At 32.6% G+C, this 16,925-nt stretch carries 17 protein-coding genes and 1 pseudogene; 14 read left to right on the top strand and 4 right to left on the bottom strand.

What is annotated here, in order from left to right:
• The first annotated feature begins 273 nt into the window (after window positions 1-273).
• From GMC_RS0106120 to GMC_RS0106110, 3 genes are all read left to right on the top strand, one after another.
• Window positions 274-945 (top strand): hypothetical protein, encoded by a 672-nt coding sequence (locus GMC_RS0106120; protein WP_010521310.1) that lies wholly within the window; start codon window positions 274-276, stop codon window positions 943-945.
• A 37-nt stretch (window positions 946-982) separates the two neighbouring features.
• Complete coding sequence (locus tag GMC_RS20580) at window positions 983-3,250, top strand: S8 family serine peptidase (RefSeq protein WP_094766257.1); 2,268 nt, start codon at window positions 983-985, stop codon at window positions 3,248-3,250.
• Window positions 3,251-3,542: 292 nt separating this feature from the next.
• Window positions 3,543-4,418 carry a hypothetical protein gene (locus tag GMC_RS0106110; RefSeq protein ID WP_010521308.1) on the top strand — a complete coding sequence of 292 codons (876 nt, stop codon included), beginning with the start codon at window positions 3,543-3,545 and terminating at the stop codon, window positions 4,416-4,418.
• A gap of 31 nt (window positions 4,419-4,449) precedes the next feature.
• Here GMC_RS0106110 and GMC_RS21640 read toward each other — a convergent pair whose 3' ends face one another.
• The 3 genes from GMC_RS21640 to GMC_RS0106095 are packed head-to-tail and all read right to left on the bottom strand — an operon-like array spanning window position 4,450 to window position 5,239.
• Window positions 4,450-4,617 (bottom strand): hypothetical protein, encoded by a 168-nt coding sequence (locus GMC_RS21640; protein WP_157998141.1) that lies wholly within the window; start codon window positions 4,615-4,617, stop codon window positions 4,450-4,452.
• 59 nt (window positions 4,618-4,676) lie between these two features.
• Window positions 4,677-4,970, bottom strand: a complete 294-nt coding sequence (locus GMC_RS0106100; protein WP_010521307.1) for a carboxypeptidase-like regulatory domain-containing protein — start codon at window positions 4,968-4,970, stop codon at window positions 4,677-4,679.
• Complete coding sequence (locus GMC_RS0106095; RefSeq protein WP_010521306.1) at window positions 4,955-5,239, bottom strand: hypothetical protein; 285 nt, start codon at window positions 5,237-5,239, stop codon at window positions 4,955-4,957. Before GMC_RS0106095 ends, GMC_RS0106100 begins: the two co-directional genes overlap by 16 nt.
• A gap of 245 nt (window positions 5,240-5,484) precedes the next feature.
• On the opposite strand from GMC_RS0106095, the gene GMC_RS0106090 reads away from it, so the two are divergent.
• From GMC_RS0106090 to GMC_RS19280, 11 genes and pseudogenes are all read left to right on the top strand, one after another.
• Entirely contained in the window at window positions 5,485-6,918 is a 1,434-nt protein-coding gene (locus tag GMC_RS0106090; protein ID WP_010521305.1) for a lipopolysaccharide biosynthesis protein, read from the top strand.
• Between the two features lie 78 nt (window positions 6,919-6,996).
• Complete coding sequence (dut, locus tag GMC_RS0106085) at window positions 6,997-7,431, top strand: dUTP diphosphatase (protein WP_010521304.1); 435 nt, start codon at window positions 6,997-6,999, stop codon at window positions 7,429-7,431.
• A gap of 47 nt (window positions 7,432-7,478) precedes the next feature.
• Window positions 7,479-8,486: a sugar phosphate nucleotidyltransferase gene (locus GMC_RS0106080; protein WP_010521303.1), complete on the top strand. Its 1,008-nt coding sequence runs from the start codon at window positions 7,479-7,481 to the stop codon at window positions 8,484-8,486.
• A gap of 57 nt (window positions 8,487-8,543) precedes the next feature.
• Entirely contained in the window at window positions 8,544-9,851 is a 1,308-nt protein-coding gene (locus GMC_RS0106075) for a tetratricopeptide repeat protein (RefSeq protein WP_010521302.1), read from the top strand.
• On the top strand, window positions 9,829-10,533 hold the full coding sequence (lolB1, locus tag GMC_RS19285; protein WP_010521301.1) for a lipoprotein insertase outer membrane protein LolB1: 705 nt from the start codon (window positions 9,829-9,831) through the stop codon (window positions 10,531-10,533). The genes GMC_RS0106075 and lolB1 overlap by 23 nt, the downstream gene beginning before the upstream one ends.
• Window positions 10,534-10,631: 98 nt before the next feature.
• Entirely contained in the window at window positions 10,632-11,849 is a 1,218-nt protein-coding gene (locus GMC_RS0106065; RefSeq protein ID WP_010521300.1) for a murein hydrolase activator EnvC family protein, read from the top strand.
• Window positions 11,850-11,903: 54 nt separating this feature from the next.
• The gene (locus tag GMC_RS0106060; RefSeq protein WP_262482000.1) at window positions 11,904-12,122 is read left to right on the top strand and encodes a MutS-related protein; all 219 of its coding nucleotides are present in this window, start codon (window positions 11,904-11,906) and stop codon (window positions 12,120-12,122) included.
• Window positions 12,123-12,238: 116 nt separating this feature from the next.
• A complete protein-coding gene (locus GMC_RS0106055; RefSeq protein ID WP_010521298.1) occupies window positions 12,239-14,575 on the top strand; it encodes a T9SS type A sorting domain-containing protein in 2,337 nt (778 codons plus the stop codon).
• Window positions 14,576-14,750: 175 nt separating this feature from the next.
• Window positions 14,751-15,299 (top strand): TlpA family protein disulfide reductase, encoded by a 549-nt coding sequence (locus GMC_RS0106050; RefSeq protein WP_040472458.1) that lies wholly within the window; start codon window positions 14,751-14,753, stop codon window positions 15,297-15,299.
• Between the two features lie 124 nt (window positions 15,300-15,423).
• Window positions 15,424-15,771 (top strand): ISAon1 family transposase N-terminal region protein, encoded by a 348-nt coding sequence (locus GMC_RS0106045; protein ID WP_010521296.1) that lies wholly within the window; start codon window positions 15,424-15,426, stop codon window positions 15,769-15,771.
• 172 nt (window positions 15,772-15,943) lie between these two features.
• Window positions 15,944-16,750 (top strand): annotated as a pseudogene (locus tag GMC_RS19280) (ISAon1 family transposase).
• A gap of 6 nt (window positions 16,751-16,756) precedes the next feature.
• Here the strand turns inward: GMC_RS19280 and GMC_RS22980 are convergent.
• Complete coding sequence (locus GMC_RS22980) at window positions 16,757-16,912, bottom strand: CHC2 zinc finger domain-containing protein (protein WP_369073177.1); 156 nt, start codon at window positions 16,910-16,912, stop codon at window positions 16,757-16,759.
• Between the last annotated feature and the right edge of the window lie 13 nt (window positions 16,913-16,925).

Here is a 16,925-nt window from a genome sequence, read left to right as displayed (position 1 = left end):
AAAAATAAATTAAACAAGAGACTGCCTTTATCGACAGTCTCTTTTTTGGTTGTAATTATTCTTTTTGTACATGCTAAAAATTTCAAAGTAGTATTTCTATTTTAAGGGATAAAGGTATTCGAATTGATAAAAAATAAGTTTAAAATAAACAATAAGCATTAGAATATCAATTTTTTACAACAATGCATTTTCACTGTTTACAGGGGTTTTTGAGGCGTTTATTTTATTGAACTTCGAACTGGTAAAAATCATTAACAATTTAAAATCAATATAATGAAAACAAAAATTTTAGTATTCAGTCTTTTTTTATTTAGCTTTTTTGGGTATTCACAATTTGATGAATTCAATCATATTATTCTTAAAGGATTTACGCTATTTCAACCTGAAGCGAGTGCTACCGGAAGTTTTAGTACAGGTATGCTTTTTTATGATGGTGAAACAAGACCTAAGTTTTATATCGGGAATGGAGCAGCTAATTCAAATATTACGGCCTTAAATATACAACAATTAGGAGGCGAAAGTAGAATGACTTTAAGAGAAGATACAATAGAGTTTCAAGGAAAAATAGGTATAGGTACCGATGATCCTCAAAATGAACTTTCGGTTAATGGAACCATTTGGGCGCAGGAAGTAATTGTTAGTTTAAAAGACGGAGCTGATTGGGTTTTTGAAGAGGACTATAATTTAAAACCATTAGCAGAAGTGGAAGCTTTTATAAAAAGAAACAAGCATTTACCCGAAATGCCCTCGGCGGATGATTTTAGAGCCAATGATATGAAGGTTTCTGAAATGACAAATCGATTATTACAGAAAATTGAGGAACTTACTTTGTATACTATTGAGCAGGAAAAGAAACTTGAAGAGATGGATGCTTTAAAGAAACAAAATAGAGCTTTAGAAATTCGTATGGCTAAACTGGAAAAAATAATTAATAAACAGGTTTAATTATGAAATCAGATATTAATTCTAATTTATCAGATAAATGAAAAGATATTATACAAGTATGCTATTTCTTTTAATAGCAGTAATAGCTAATTTACATTCACAAGAACTTAGCAAAGACCCTCAAAAATTGAAAGAACAATTAGCTAATAGGGCTTCAGAAAGGCAGAAAAAGATTAATGAATATGTAAGAAGAAATCCTTCTGTAAACGCTAATGTTACAACTTCATCGGATGGGGCAATAATGCAGTTATTTGACATTGAAAATGGAATTCCTATATACAGAAGCACTTATAATGAAAATTCAGCAAAAACTATTAGCACTAATTTAGTTAGATTAGATGGAGGGTTAGGTTTTGATTTGGACGGAAGCAACGCACCTGTTATAGGAATATGGGATGGGGGAGATGTAAGAGGAACACATGTAGAATTAAGAGGGAGAGTAACAGATAGAGATGGAGTAAGTCCACTCAATTCTGGCTCTCATGCAACTCACGTTGCAGGTACTATGATTGCATCTGGTATTGATGCTGATGTTATGGGAATGGCTCCAAATGCCCGTATTGATGCCTATGATTGGAATAGTGATACTACTGAAATGGCAAATGCTAATCTTTTACTTTCAAATCACTCCTATGGATTAATTAGGGGATGGAATTCTGGATTTTGGTTTGGAGATAGGAATATAAGTACAGTAGAAGATTATCAATTCGGTCGATATAACCGTAATGCACAGGAATGGGATGCAATCGCAAAAGCAAATAATAAATATTTAATGATTGTTGCGGCTGGAAATGACAGGGATGATATTGGACCAATAGGATCAGTACAAGGCCCAGATGGCGATTGGGATTGTATAGCAGATCACGGTATTTCTAAAAATGTTTTTACCGTTGGTGCTGTTGCTGATATTGTTGATGGTTATTCAGGTCCAAGTTCTGTTAGATTGGCCAGATTTTCTAGTTGGGGACCAGTTGATGATGGCAGAATAAAACCAGATATAGTAGCAAATGGAGTATGGTTGAAGTCGACAGATAATGTTTCAGATACTGCATTAAAATCTGATAGCGGAACATCTATGGCTGCACCAAGTGTAACAGGGTCCTTAGCTTTATTGTATGAATTAGAGCGTGAAATGCCAGCAGAAATAGACGGTTGGTCATCAACTTTTAAAGGTTTAGTTATTCACTCAGCCGATGAGGCAGGTGCCTCCGATGGTCCAGATTATTCTTTTGGGTGGGGATTAATGAATACTGCAAGAGCTGCAGAAATTATTAGGTATAATAATTCAGGTTGTGATTACCGGGCTCCAAATGTAACAACTTGGGGGTTACTAAAAAACATATACGAAATACAAGTTAATAAAAATCAAGTAACAGAGTTTAAAGTTCATAAGTTAGAAGGTGAGCCATTAAAGGTGACTATAGCATGGGTTGATCCTGCAGGAACGGTTGGAGCACGGGCACTTAATGACCGAACACCCTCTTTAGTAAATAATATCGATCTTAGGATTATATCGCCAAATGGAAGTGTGTTTTTTCCATGGAGGTTGGATCCCACAAACCCTGCAGCGGCTGCAACTAAAGGAGATAATAATGTTGATAATATAGAACAAATAGTGATTGAAGATATTCCATCAGGCACTTATACAGTGCAATTAAATATGGATTCCGGATCAACGGATGAATTTGAATCTGTTTCACTTATTGTTACAGGAAATGATAGGTTAATTCAAAACCTTACTGTAACATCAGCTTCATCTTTTGATAAATTGATTTCTAATGGAGAATCTGAATATTACAAGGTGCGTAATTCTTTTAAAATTGATAGTGATTATGTGATTAAAGGAGGAGGAGAGGCAAACTTTCATGGATCAAAAATTGTTATTAAACCAGGATTTCGTTCAGAAAAAGGAAGTAGTTTAGTTATGAGTACTGAATTAAATTGTGATGCATTGCCTGAGCGTATTGTAAATAGTACAGCAAATAATTCAGGAGCCAAGTTTATAGAAGAAAATAGTGATAATGTTGACAACCTAACAAAATCCGAAGATATACTGGATGATTTAATTAGTGTTTACCCTAATCCTACAAAAGATTTTGTTAATATAAGTTTTGACACTAATTTATTGGATAATGTAAATAAAATTACAATTACTTCTATGCAAGGACGAATAATTATGGAAAAAAGTAGTCAAATTCAAAAAATAGAGACAATGAATTTATCAAGTCTAGAAAAAGGAGTTTACGTAGTTAATGTAATTTTAAATAATGGTACGAGTAAGACTAGGTTAGTAATTAAAAACTAAATTTCATAAATAAGTAAGTATTCAAAAGCTATCAATTTGATAGCTTTTGTTGGTTACTATATCTTCTAGTAATATTTCATTGGCAATGATAAATCGATTTTTACAGAAAATGGAAAACTTGTCTTATACATTACTAAACAACTAAAACAATTACAAGCGCAAAATGAAAAGCTAAAAAACTAAAATATCTAGCGCAAAAAAATGCTAGTTTGGAACAGCGATTATCTAAATTGGATCAACTATTAAACTAAAAAAGATCAAAACAAAATAGCCATTAGATAAAAAGTAAAACATGAAACAAATCAATATAAAAACACACCAATATATAGGTATTGGTCTACTATGGCTACTTATTAGCTTAGTAAGTAGTCAACATACAATAGCTCAAAGACACTTTGGAACCTTAGAAGCATATAATGAATTTATCAGGGACAGTATTATCAATAATTCAGACTATATTTTTGAAGGTATTGTATTAGAAGACTCTAAAGAAGAACCTAGTATTAAAGGCTATTATGGAGATGAAGAAATAAAGATATGTTCAGCTGTTAAAATCAATATTACAAAAATATTAAGGGGGCATCAAGACTTAAAATTAGGGACAGCGGAATTGATTAGAGAAAGCGGTACCATTTATGACTATTCCAATGATAATAAGAAAAGTATTGATAGTTGGGGCACTAGCTTACGAATGGGAATATCGAAAGATAAGACACAATTGTTTTTTTGTAAAAAAAATGAACTCCCAGTAAAGGAAGGTGTTTTTAAAGAAAAATTTCATAATAAATTGAGACTATCACTTTATTATGATGCAAGGAACGGCGGCTTAATCTATGAAAATTCAGCAAAAAATAATACTTATTGGATGAGAAAAATTTTCAAAAGTATAAATCAATTATATCGTTATCTAAAAAAATATGATAATATTGATATACGCAAACCTGAAGATAAAAGTTTTATTGAACGCAGAGCCTTTAAAAAACAACAAAAAGACTCTATTGCTTTACAAAAGGAAAAAGGAAAGTTAAGAAATGAGGCCGCATTAAAAAAACAAAAAGAGTGGGAGCAATTTATAGTTGATAGCATTTTAATACCAAAAGAAAAGGACCTCCATAAAAAAAACAGAGGTTTTACAAACATAGTAAACGTATTAAAAAGGAAATTTTAGAATTGGATAGTGAATAAGTTGGCAGCAAAATTTATTTTTTGCTACTAAAAATTTTTCTTAATGCCTTTTTTCTTTTTTGGTAAAGTGTAGGAGGGTAACCTACAATAGCAAAAGAGCTTAAATCAGATACATTTTCTACTAGTTTAGCATTGCTTGTAAAAATAGCAATATCCTTTACTTGTTTTCTATTAATTTTCACTTCTTGAGATATAAAGCCTACATAATTAATAACTAATGTAATTTCTTCTCTAAATTTTTTTATTGGTAAAAAAGTTGCTTAGATAGTTTTAATGAATAAAAGCCATTATAATCAGTAGTAGCTCCTACCAAAATTTCTTTTATAAAAACATGAGCACCTGGTAAAGGCGTATTACTATTTGCATCAATTATTTGACCTCTGATAAAAAAATGATCACTTACTTTAGTTGATTTTTTTGTTGTATCATATTTTTTTAGACTACCTGTTGTTTTTTTAGTATCAATTTGGGCAATATTGTTTGTAATTTTATTCTGTTGAGCATTAGTGTTACTTATAGCTAATACACCAAACAAACTAGCGCAAAAAGAATACCATTTAGGTACTTTTTTTCTTTTTTAATGTTTTTGTGAGCATTAAGTTGATCATTAGAATAAAAACCACAAACCTTTTCTTTACTCTGGCTGTGCGCAATGGCAATTTCTAAATCGGATTTATTCCTAAAATCAATAATGGTATGGCTGCATTTTTGGCATAATCGTCCTTTTCCATGTGCAGGCATTTCGTCCCAATTTTGATGACACCTTTTTAATTTTTTTAAGCTAATTTGGTTTGTTGAGTTCATTTGATAATGAATTTTTATATTCGTTATAACTAATATATCAATTTGTTATCATTAAACAGTGTAAGTAGTAGTAAGATTAATATAGGTCAGCAACTAGGATTTTATAATTGAACATTCCATGCTTTACTATAAAATATAAGTTGAAAATTAGTATAGTTTTTTTGAGATAGAGGATTAGACTCCTAACAACAAAAATTATTCCCCCCAATTATTTCACTACATTTACTCCATACAAATAAGTAGCATTGAGTATTTTTAAAACCCTTTTTAAGGACACCTTTATTTATGGATTAGCCATGGTATTGCCCAAATTGGTTAATCTTCTTTTGAATGGCTTGTATACCGATGTATTACAAACCAGTCAATATTCCGAAATAACTAGTTTTTATGTGTACGCAGGTTTTATAAATGTGTTTTTGACTTATGGGATGGAAACCGCTTTTTTTCGATTTTATAACAAGTCCGAAAATAAAAAAGTCGTATACACCACAGCATTAATTAGCTTACTAGTATCCTTATTAATTTTTGTTGGTTTTGTATTCGTTTTTAAAACGGAAATTGCTTTGTGGTTTAAAGTTAGCGTTCCTGTGCTTTTAATGTTAATAGGTTTAGTAGCTTTTGATATTTTAGTGGTAATACCATTTGCCTATTACCGCTTAAAAGGCAAAGCAATAGCTTATGGAGGTATCCGTGTTTTTACCTTAGTTGTAATTAATGGATTGCTTAATTTATTCTTCTTAAAATGGGTTGCTGCCTATCAAATAACACTTCCCGAATTTTTAGTTTTTGAAGCCAAGGAAAGCTACGTGTTTTTAGCTAATTTTATAGCTAATGCGCTAATGGTCGTACTGGTTTTTCCTAATTATTTTAGGTTTCCGTGGAAATTTGATTTCGCTATTTTTAAACAAATGCAACAGTATGGCTTCCCTATTTTGGTAGCGGGGATAGCATTTTTAGTTATTGAAAATATTGACAAGTTAATTGTTAGGGACATGTTAGGTAAAAGTACCATGGGAGCCTACAGTGCTTGTTATAAATTTGGGGTGTTTCTCATGCTTTTTATACAGGCATTCCGAATGGGGATCGAGCCTTTCTTTTTTAGTCAAGCCGATAAAACTGATGCCAAAGCCAGTTACGCCGTGGTGCTTAAATTTTTTGTCATATTTGCCTCTTTAGGTATTTTGGTAGTACTTACTTTTCAGGAGTTGTTTACCAAAATTATTATTAAGGATGCCAGTTACTTGAAAGCCATAAAAATTGTACCAGTAATTTTAGTGGCTAACTGGTGCTTGGGGGTGTATCAAAGTTTATCGGTTTGGTACAAAGTTACCGACAAAACAAAGTACGGTATGTATTTCACTATTTTTGGAGCGGTAGTTACCCTGTTAATTAATTACCTGTTTATTCCACGTATTGGGTTTATGGCTGCAGCCTATGCCACCTTGGTTGCTTACGGAGGAATGATGTTAATTTCCTATTTCATGGGACAGCGCTATTATAAAATTCCTTACAATGTGCCTAGGTTACTGATGTATTTAAGTGTAGCCTTGGCATTAAGTGCGTTAAGTATGAATATATTACCCAAGCTATTTTGGTTTAAAGTTATGGTAATACTTTTATATTTAACCATAATCATTATTTTTGAAAAAAATAGTATTAAACGTTTGCTAAAACGTTGATATAAAAAGTATAATAATTTTATCACTTTTAATTTTTAAAATTATAAATCTATTTTTTAAAAAAAATTAAACTTTTGCATGAAAATTGATATAGTAAATACCTCTGGACATGAAGTGCCAAGTTATGAAACCTTGCTTTCGGCTGGAATGGATTTGAGGGCAGTAACGGATACTTCTATAAAACTAGCGCCACTTGAACGTGTAATTGTAAAAACAGGGTTGTTTATGGCATTACCTGCAGGTTACGAGGCGCAAGTACGACCACGAAGTGGTTTGGCGGCAAAAAAAGGGATAACCGTATTAAATGCACCAGGTACAATTGATGCGGATTATCGTGGTGAAATTGGGGTGATTTTGGTCAACCTATCCAACGAGGATTTTACAATTGAGCACGGAGATCGCATTGCGCAAATTGTTATTTCCAAATACGAGCGTGTCGACTGGAATGTAGTTGAGGAACTGTCAAAAACTTCTCGCGGAAGCGGAGGATTTGGAAGCACTGGAGTAAAATAAATAGAAAGCAAACAAATATTTAGAGTAAACACTTAGAAAAAATTAAAATGAGAATAATAGTTCCCATGGCGGGTCGCGGATCAAGACTAAGGCCACATACATTAACCGTACCAAAACCTTTAATACCTATTGCAGGAAAGCCAATAGTACAACGTTTGGTGGAGGATATTGCCAAAGTAGTTAATGAACCTGTGGACGAAGTAGCATTTGTTACCGACCGTTCTTTTGGTGTAGAAGATCAACTCACTGCCATTGCCGAAAGTTTGGGCGCTAAAGCCAGTGTATATTATCAGGATGAGCCTTTAGGTACAGGGCATGCTATTATGTGTGCTAAGGATTCCCTTTCAGGACCTTGTATAGTAGCCTATGCTGATACCCTTTTTAAAGCTGATTTTGAATTGGATCCTACTGCCGATGCTGTTATTTGGGTAAAACAAGTAGCACAACCCGAACAATACGGAGTAGTAAAATTAAATACTGCCAATGAAATTGTAGAATTGGTTGAAAAACCGAAAGAAAAAGTATCCGATTTAGCGGTTATTGGTATCTATTACTTTAAAAGCGGCGAAGCTTTAAAGGAATCACTACAAAAAGTATTGGATGCAAATTTAATGCACGGTGGCGAATACCAAATTAACGACGGGATTAAAGGCCTTATGGCACAAGGCAAAATATTTAAAACCGGTAAGGTAACTGAGTGGATGGATTGCGGTAATAAAACAGTAACGGTGGATACCAATTCTAAAATGCTTAACTTTATTCATCAGGATGGTGAGGAAAATTTGGTAAGCAAAAATGTAAGTTTGGAAAATTCCGAAATCATTGCACCTTGTTTCATAGGAAATAATGTAAAATTAGTGAATGCCAAGGTAGGACCCAACGTGTCTATTGGTAACGATTGCGAGTTGGTAGATGTTACCATTAGCAATAGCTTGGTGCAAAACGAAACAAAACTTGAAAACGCCGTTATTAAGGATTCAATGATAGGAAATAAGGTGCGTTACAATGGGAAATTCACTAAAATTAGTATTGGTGATTATTCACAATTTGAATAAATGAAAATGATGAAGTCGATATATTGTGTGCTCTGTAATTTTTTATGTAGTTACTTTATGCTTGCGCAAGAAGTACCGCAACAATCCATATCAACTTTAAATGATATATCAAATGTATCAAAAACTTTTGAAGATGCTTTTTATAATGCGCTTAGCTTTCGTTTAATTGAAAAACACCAAAAAGCCATTGATGCTATTGATGAGTGTTTAAAATTGGATAATACGAAACCTATACTGTATTATGAAAAAGCAAAAAACTATTTTGAGTTAAAAGCATACGATTTGGCACAGGATAATTTGGAAATTGCTTTGGAGCGCATGCCCAAAAATGAAGCTATTTTAACCAATTTGCAAAAAATTTATTTTGTGCAGCAAAAGTATGATAAAACGATAGCTACACTTCGTAAACTGGTTGAGATTGATCCAAAATACAAAAAATCCTTAGCGCAAGCATACGTATACACGGAGCAATATGGGAAATCTTTAGAGGTATTATCATCATATGAAAGTGCATTTGGTTACGACACGTCCATTGAAAAATTACGTAACAGGATTTATTCCGTTTCAAAGGATAAAACCGATGTTATCATTCATTTAGAAAAAGCCTTGGACCGAAATCCACAGAATGAAAATGCTTATGTTAAGTTAATTGAGGTGTATAAAGGACTCAATAAACACCAAGAGGCTTCAAAAGTGTTACTGCGATTTAAAGCCGCCATGCCGGATTCTCCACTAATGGATTATTTAACTTTTAGGGATTATTTATATACAAATGATACGGTTAAAGCAACCGAAATCATGAAAAAGTTGACTAGTAATAATAATATTTCGGATACCCTAAAGGGGAAAGTGTTGGATGATTACCGCACTTACGGAAAGCAAAACCCTAATTTTACAGCTGATTTAAACAGCATGGAATCTTCCACGTTAAGTGAAGAAGAAAACATGAAGTTTTTTATGGAACTTTCGGCATTTCAACTCGCACAAGGATCAACGGAAAGTTTGTTAAAAGTGTATGAGGAAAATTTAAATGTAGATTCTAATAACTTTAGTCTTATCAAGGACACGCTTCCACTTTTACTTTACTATGGTAAAAATAAAAAGGCAAAGGAATTGGTGTCTTCGGCTATTGAAAAATACCCTTCACAACCCTTTTTATATTTAATTAATGGTCATTTATTGGCTAAAGAAGGGGAGCATAAAAAAGCCATTACTTCCTATTCGGATGGATTAGATTATATAGTGGACAATCCCGAATACGAACGTGCGTTATATTTAAAAATGGCGGTTTCTTATGAGGCACTGGGCGCTCCAGATAAAGCCAAAAAATACCAATCTAAAGGTGAAAAAATATCCATTGAGTAGCAAGCATGCTTTTTATCGATTAATAGTTAGTGTAGTATTTCTGGGTTTGTTTTCGTGCAAAACAAGCAAAATTACTAGTACCACTACGGTTAAAAAAACAACTTCGACAAAGCAATTAATTGCCTTGCATAATAGTTCGGCGTTTGATTTTAATACCCTTCAAGCCCGATTGCGGGTAAATTTTGATGATGGTAAAAAATCAGTGGCTCCTTCCATATCATTACGCATGGAAAAGGATAAGCAAATTTGGATGAGTATAAAAGTCTTTGGTTTTAGTATGGGCAAGGCATACATTACTCCGGATCGCGTATCTTTTTATGTAAAACTAAATAAAACTTATTTTGACGGTGACTTTAAAGCCTTGTCAGCGTTTTTAGGGACCGAAGTCGATTTTGAAAAAGTACAACATATCTTGACTGGTCAAAGTATTTTAGATTTAAAAGCAAAAAAATACAAGTCCAAATGGGAGGCACCAGACAAATTTGTACTTACTCCGAAAAAAGATGACCCTAGCTATAATTTTATGGTACAGCTTTTTCAAAATAATATGCGGGTAGCCAACTATCAGCTTTCGCAGAAAGAAAAAAAAGTGTTTGTCAATTATTTAAATTATCAAGTAATAGACAAGCAGTATTTTCCTGAGAACATTGAATTTTTAGCTACAAAATCAACAAAAAAGTAGAGCTAAACGTTGGATTTAAAGGAGTTCAAAAAAATTTAGATTTGGTTTTTCCTTACAAAGTTCCTGAAGGATATAAAAAAATTGCTTGGCCTTAGTGTATGAATAGTTTAAAACACCTTATAGTTATAAGTATTTTTTTTGTTGCCTATGTAACTAGTGCGCAACAAAACCAAGAGCAATTGGAGCAGGAGCGCAAATCATTGCAAGCCAAAATAGCTTCTATAACCAAATTAAATGCCAAAAGTAAAGAAAAAGAAAAATCGTTACTAGATCAGGTCAATGCTTTATCAAGGCAAGTAAGGGTGTTAAATCGTTTGGTAAAACTAACTAACAGGCAAGCCAATTACATTAATAGAAAAATAAAAGAAAACACGGTTGAAATAGAAAATTTAACTACGGAGCTCAGCGATTTAAAGGAGGATTACGCTAAAATGATTCAAAAATCATACAAAAGTAAATCCAGTCAAAATAGAGTCATGTTTTTGTTGTCATCAGAAAGTTTTTTACAGGCGTATAAGCGTATTAGTTATATGCAACAATACACCAAATTTCGAAAAAAGCAAGGAGCCTTAATTGAAACAAAAACCGAGCAACTAAAAAAACTAAACGTTCAACTACTTGAGCAACGAAAACAAAAAGAAAAACTAGTAGCCGAAAATAGAAAAACAAAAAAAAGCCTAGAAAACGATCGTTTAGAACAGCAAAAATTAATTGCCCAAATAAATAGTGATCAGGCTACTTATGCAAAACAAATACGCGCACAACAAAAAAAGGCAAAAGCTATTGATCGAAAAATAGAAAAATTAATTAAAGAGGCCATAGCCAGAGCGAATAAAAAAGCAGGCGTTAAAAAAGGGACTAAAACATTTACACTAACAGCTGAGTCAAAAAAGCTAGCCACCAACTTTACATCAAACCGCGGAAAGTTGCCTTGGCCTGTGTTAAAAGGCGATGTAATTAAACCTTTTGGTAGGCAGCGTCATCCCGTGCTTAAAAATATTGAAATTAACAATAGTGGTGTAGATATTGAAACTGAAGAAAATCAAGTAGCTCGGGCTATTTTTGATGGCGAAGTATCCACGGTGCAAGCCATAAAAGGAGCAGGGAAACTAGTGCAGATAAGGCACGGAAATTTTATTACCACCTATTATAATATTGATCAAATTTCGGTTAAAGAAGGTGATAAGGTGCGCACCAAACAGGCCATAGGCAAAGTGCATACCAATTCAAATACAGGGCGCTCTATTATTAAATTTTCCATTTATCAAGGTTCTAAATTTTTAAATCCGCAAAAGTGGATTTATAAAATGAAATAGGACCTTGTAAGCACTAAAAGCTACACTTACGTATATTTTTTGTAATATAAAGTAATAGTAGCAACTCATGATATTCAACTTACCGATATGCTTTCTAATGAATACGAATTGTATCACTTTAGTGAAACAGTAAATAAAAAAAGTGTAGGTTTTGATTATAAACTTAAAGAAGGGAAATTAAAGCAAAGAAATGCTATTCGTATACTCGAAATTAATAATTACCCCAAAGAAATAATTAAAGAGGCTAAAGAAATAGCTGAGCAATTAGATTGAATTATGACTTTAAGTATTAATTATCAAAGTATTACAATAAGATATAATAAAAACAAAGAACAGAGGTAGGGTATATTTGATTTCATTCGTTATATAATAAATGAATTTTACACCTAATGAAGAAAGCAATTAAACACAAAACACAAAATATTTTTGCTAGCACAGTATTTGCATTAATAGGTTCAAGCTTTTATGCTCAAACCAGTTCAAATACATCAAATACTAAAGAAATTTTAGTAACCGAAGCTGAAACAGATGAACAAAGAATTAATAATACCTCCGAAACGGCTCAATTTATACCTAATTTAAATACAACTACAAATTTAGTTAGTCGGGCACGTATTACTGGAGCATTTAATAATTTTGAGGCAGAAGAAATCCCTGTAATTGATTTGGGGACTTTGTCAGAAGCTGATGATCAAGATAATGGTACCATTTCAACAGCAACTGTAATTGATTTTGAAAACACCTCACAAACAGTTAAAGGGAATGGGTTTATAGGTGATGGTGCCAATTCATTTGGAAGATCTGGTTTTGGAGACCATGATTATTACGAAATATTTTTAAAAAAAGGTCAAACAATCAATGTACAAATCGAATCAACAGACCCAGATCAATTGATTAATCCCGTACTTTTTGTTATACCGCCTACAGAGACTTTTTTTTTAGGAAGACCAGTTACTTCATTTGATACATTAGAGCCTAAATCACAAGAAGATAGTTCAAATTCAGTTTCATTGGATTTTACCGCTAGCGATGATGGTATTCACTATGTCACTTTAGGTTCTTATTTAATAGGAGCATTACCAGTATCGTTTCAACCATTAACGGAATCTTTAAATTCATTTTTAACAAAAACGGATAATCCAGAACTTCGTTTTCCTTCTATGAGTGAAGGTCCTTACTCATTTACAATTACATTTGATAATAATGAAATACAATTAGGGGACAATGATTTTTATGCAGTAAATTTAAAAAAAGGAGATGTAATTTCAATGGGTGTTGAAGGCCCTATTGAAACAGTAAAACTTTTTGATCCTAATAATAAATTTTTAATAGGATTTAACTCTTTTGGAACTTTTCCTTTTGCAGAAGATGCCCCATTAGTACAAAAAAGAACAGATGATAACGAAGGATTATACAGATACTTGTCATATGTTGTCCCAACATCTGGAAGACATACATTTGCTTTTTCCACTACCCAAAAGGGGGATTATATAGCCGAAGTAAACGTTTCAAGACCAGGTCAAGAAATTAACAAAGGACAAAAACAAATTGTTTATCTTGATTTTACAGGAGGTGAATTTACACACGCCGATTATATTGAAGGTTTTAAGGATTTTACTGAAGAAGAGTTAAAAGCAAGAACCTTATCTCCACTTAGTGAGTATATGGAAAATTGGGGTTTTGAAAATACTAAATTAGAGAGAATTCAATTAGCATTTAAAATTACAGAAGTTATAAAAGAAAATTTTAGAGATGTTATTGATTCTAATATAAACCCTAATGCGGATATATTATTTGTAAGCGATTATTCAAGCACTTTTTTAGGTAAAAAAATACCAAAAATGTTAGATCGTTTTAATATCCCTTACAGTACAATGGTGATAGGAGGATCATATGATGAAACTGGTTATGGGAGATCAGGGTCAGGAATTGGAAGAGCAACAATTGTTGATATTGGGAATTATAGCTTGGACGATTTTGCTTATGTATTATTAGGTAGACTTAGTGCTGATGAATCAGATAATAATTCCATAAATTCAATACCTCTTGCAAAAGGAGCAGATAAAAAAGATCTAGTAGCTACAGTTGTAGGTAACATAGCATCGCACGAGATAGGACATTATTTAGGCAATGATCATACTTTGGATGATAATGAAGCAAGGTCAATAATGGACGCTACAGATAGTATATCTCGATCTGGAGTATTGCCAGGAGATGCTTTTGGAGATGGAAATACTTTAGATATAGATTTTGTAGCCGATGTGCATTCGTCAGCAGATCCATTAGGTTTTATTGAAGGGTCAATAGGGGATCCGGTAAATAATATTGCATGGGGCTTAAATACGGTTTCAAAATATGGGTATAAAAAACTAAATAATAATTCGGAGCTAAGTGTTGATGAACAATTAATTGATTTGGAGGATGTTGCTCTAAAAGAATTAGATTATGCTATTAATACTCCAAGTGTATATAACTTTCCAAACCCAATGCCTGTTAATGGAGCTACAACCATATATGTTACCGCTAAGAAAACAGCTGAAATAAATGTTAATTTATGGAGTGTAACAGGTGGGGATTTAGGGACCCTGTATCAAGGTCAGATTATTAATAATGAAACAAAAGAAATTCAATTGGAGGCAAAAAGTTTTAAGTTAACTACAGGTGTTTATATTTATACAGTTGAAATTAATGGGCATACGTACACCAATAAATTACTTGTTGAATAGTGACATTGAATTTTAGTTTAACATAGGAATTAATACCAAAAAAACCTCGTCTTTCGAGGTTTTTTTGATTCATTTTATAAATTATTTTTTTAAAAGTAACTTGATTTAAAAAGTATTTTAGGAAAAAAATGGTTTTCGTAGCTTTAGGGTTGCAATTTGTAGTGAAGTTAGAAAAATGAAACATATAGTACTATTTTTGAGTCTTTTGACATGTTTTTTTATTGGTCGTTCTCAACCCAATATGAATCAATTGATGCAGCAAGAAAAAGTACGTTCCTACATGGGGAAAAAGTTGCCAAGTGTAAACCAATTTACCTTGGATGGAGGTATTTATAATGCAGCAAAACCCAATGGCAAACCCACCCTGATTAATTTTTGGTTTATACACTGCAAGCCATGTGTGGATGAAATGCCTTATTTAAATGAGTTAAAGAAAAAGTATGAAGACCGTGTTAATTTTGTTTCCATGACGTTTGAAAATGAACAAAACCTAAAAATTTTTTTAAAAACTCAAGAATTCAATTTTACCCATATTTCAACGGATACAAATTATATAAACGAAGTTGGTGTTCGCTTTTTTCCTACCAATGTGTTGCTGGATAAAAACGGTATTGTCAAAGTAGTTACAAATGGTATTCCTAACTACAAAGACAAACATGGAAATACGCTGTTAAATATAGGTGTTGAAAAATTTGAAGCGTATATAAATCAAGTATTGAAGTAACGTAATTGCAAGGCATTACTATTTGCAGTAATTAATATTTTAATAAATTGTGGTCATTATACTGGATCAACCCGAAAAGTTGTGGAGTGTTGCAAAATTTTAGATTTTTGTAAAAAACAATAAATTGGACTCCAAAGAACTACTTGCTTACTTTTTACCCGAAGGGATTTTAGAATATTTTGATATTATAGAAGCCAAAGAATCTAATGATAGATTGACACTAGTTTTAGAAGAAAAGCCATTACCGATGGCCGAACAATCTCAAAAGCGATTACATTCTAAAGGTTTTTATCCTGTAACTCAAATCCAAGATTTTCCTATTCGCAGAAAAGCATGTTATTTAGAAGTGAAGCGTAGAAGGTGGATTAATATTGAGACACAAGAACTTTATTCAAGAGATTGGGATTTAGTAGCTAAGGGAACTCGAATGACATCAGAGTTCGCTCTTTTTTTAAAGAGGCTTATTGGATAGCACTCCTGTTAGTTGTAGAGGTTTATCTACTTATTATCACTTGGACGGTAAACAACTAGAGGAGCAATATCGTAGACATTTAAGTGATTTTTTTACTTGGGACCAATTAGCTCATGCAGAAGATTGGATTCTTTTTAAAGATAACATAGGTAGCTACTTAAGCATAGATGAAGTGGCTTTAACTCAAGGAGAACTTTATACTGTAATTACTAATAAATCAGCTAAAGGAAAGAAAGGTGCTATTGTAGCTATGGTAGCAGGAACTAACAGCGATCGGATCATCAAAGTATTGAAGAAAATCGCTACTCGTGATCGTTATGGAGTAAAAGAAATAACTTTAGATATGGCACCAACTATGGAACGTATAGCTAAAGAAGCATTCCCTAAAGCAACCAGGGTAGCTGATCGTTTTCATGTGCAAAAATTAGCTTTCGATGCTTTACAACAAATTAGAGTGTAATATCGTTGGGAAGCTATCGAGCAAGAGAATAATGAAATTGAATTAGCTAAAGAGACTAAGCAAAAATACAAACCTCATTTTCTAGAAAATGGAGATACACCTAAACAACTACTTGCCCGAAGCAGATATTTACTATTTAAACCTAAAAACAAATGGACAGTAAAACAATCTGTTAGGGCTGAAATATTATTCAAGTACTACCCTGATTTAGAAGAAGCTTATAAATTGACTAGAGAGCTAGGTATAATTTACCAAAAAACTAAAGATAAATCTGTAGCCTACACTAAACAAGCACAGTGGTATAACAGAATTGAAAACTCTAAATTCTCAAAAACTTTTGGTACCGTAGCTAGATCAATACAAAACCATTATCGCAACATTCTAAATTTCTTTGATAACCGCAGTACAAATGCTTCAGCTGAATCCTTCAATGCAAAAATAAAAACATTTAGAAGTCAATTCAGAGGGGTGAAATCTGTATCATTTTTCTTATTTAGACTGTCAAATATATATGCTTAAAAATTATCATCCCACAACTTTTCGGGTTGATCCCATATTAGTATCTGTATACACGCGCATGCTTGGCGTTTTATCCGCATGAAAAGGACAATGCACATGGTTGTTTTTGATTTCTAACCCATAATGCTGCAGTACCATTTGGATCGATAGTTTGTTTTTGATTTCGTGGATGTCC

The sequence above is a fragment of the Aquimarina agarivorans genome, assembly GCF_000218485.1.
Classification (GTDB): domain Bacteria; phylum Bacteroidota; class Bacteroidia; order Flavobacteriales; family Flavobacteriaceae; genus Aquimarina; species Aquimarina agarivorans.
Note: the sequence above shows the minus strand (reverse complement) of the source record. Positions and strands in the feature narration are given on the sequence as shown.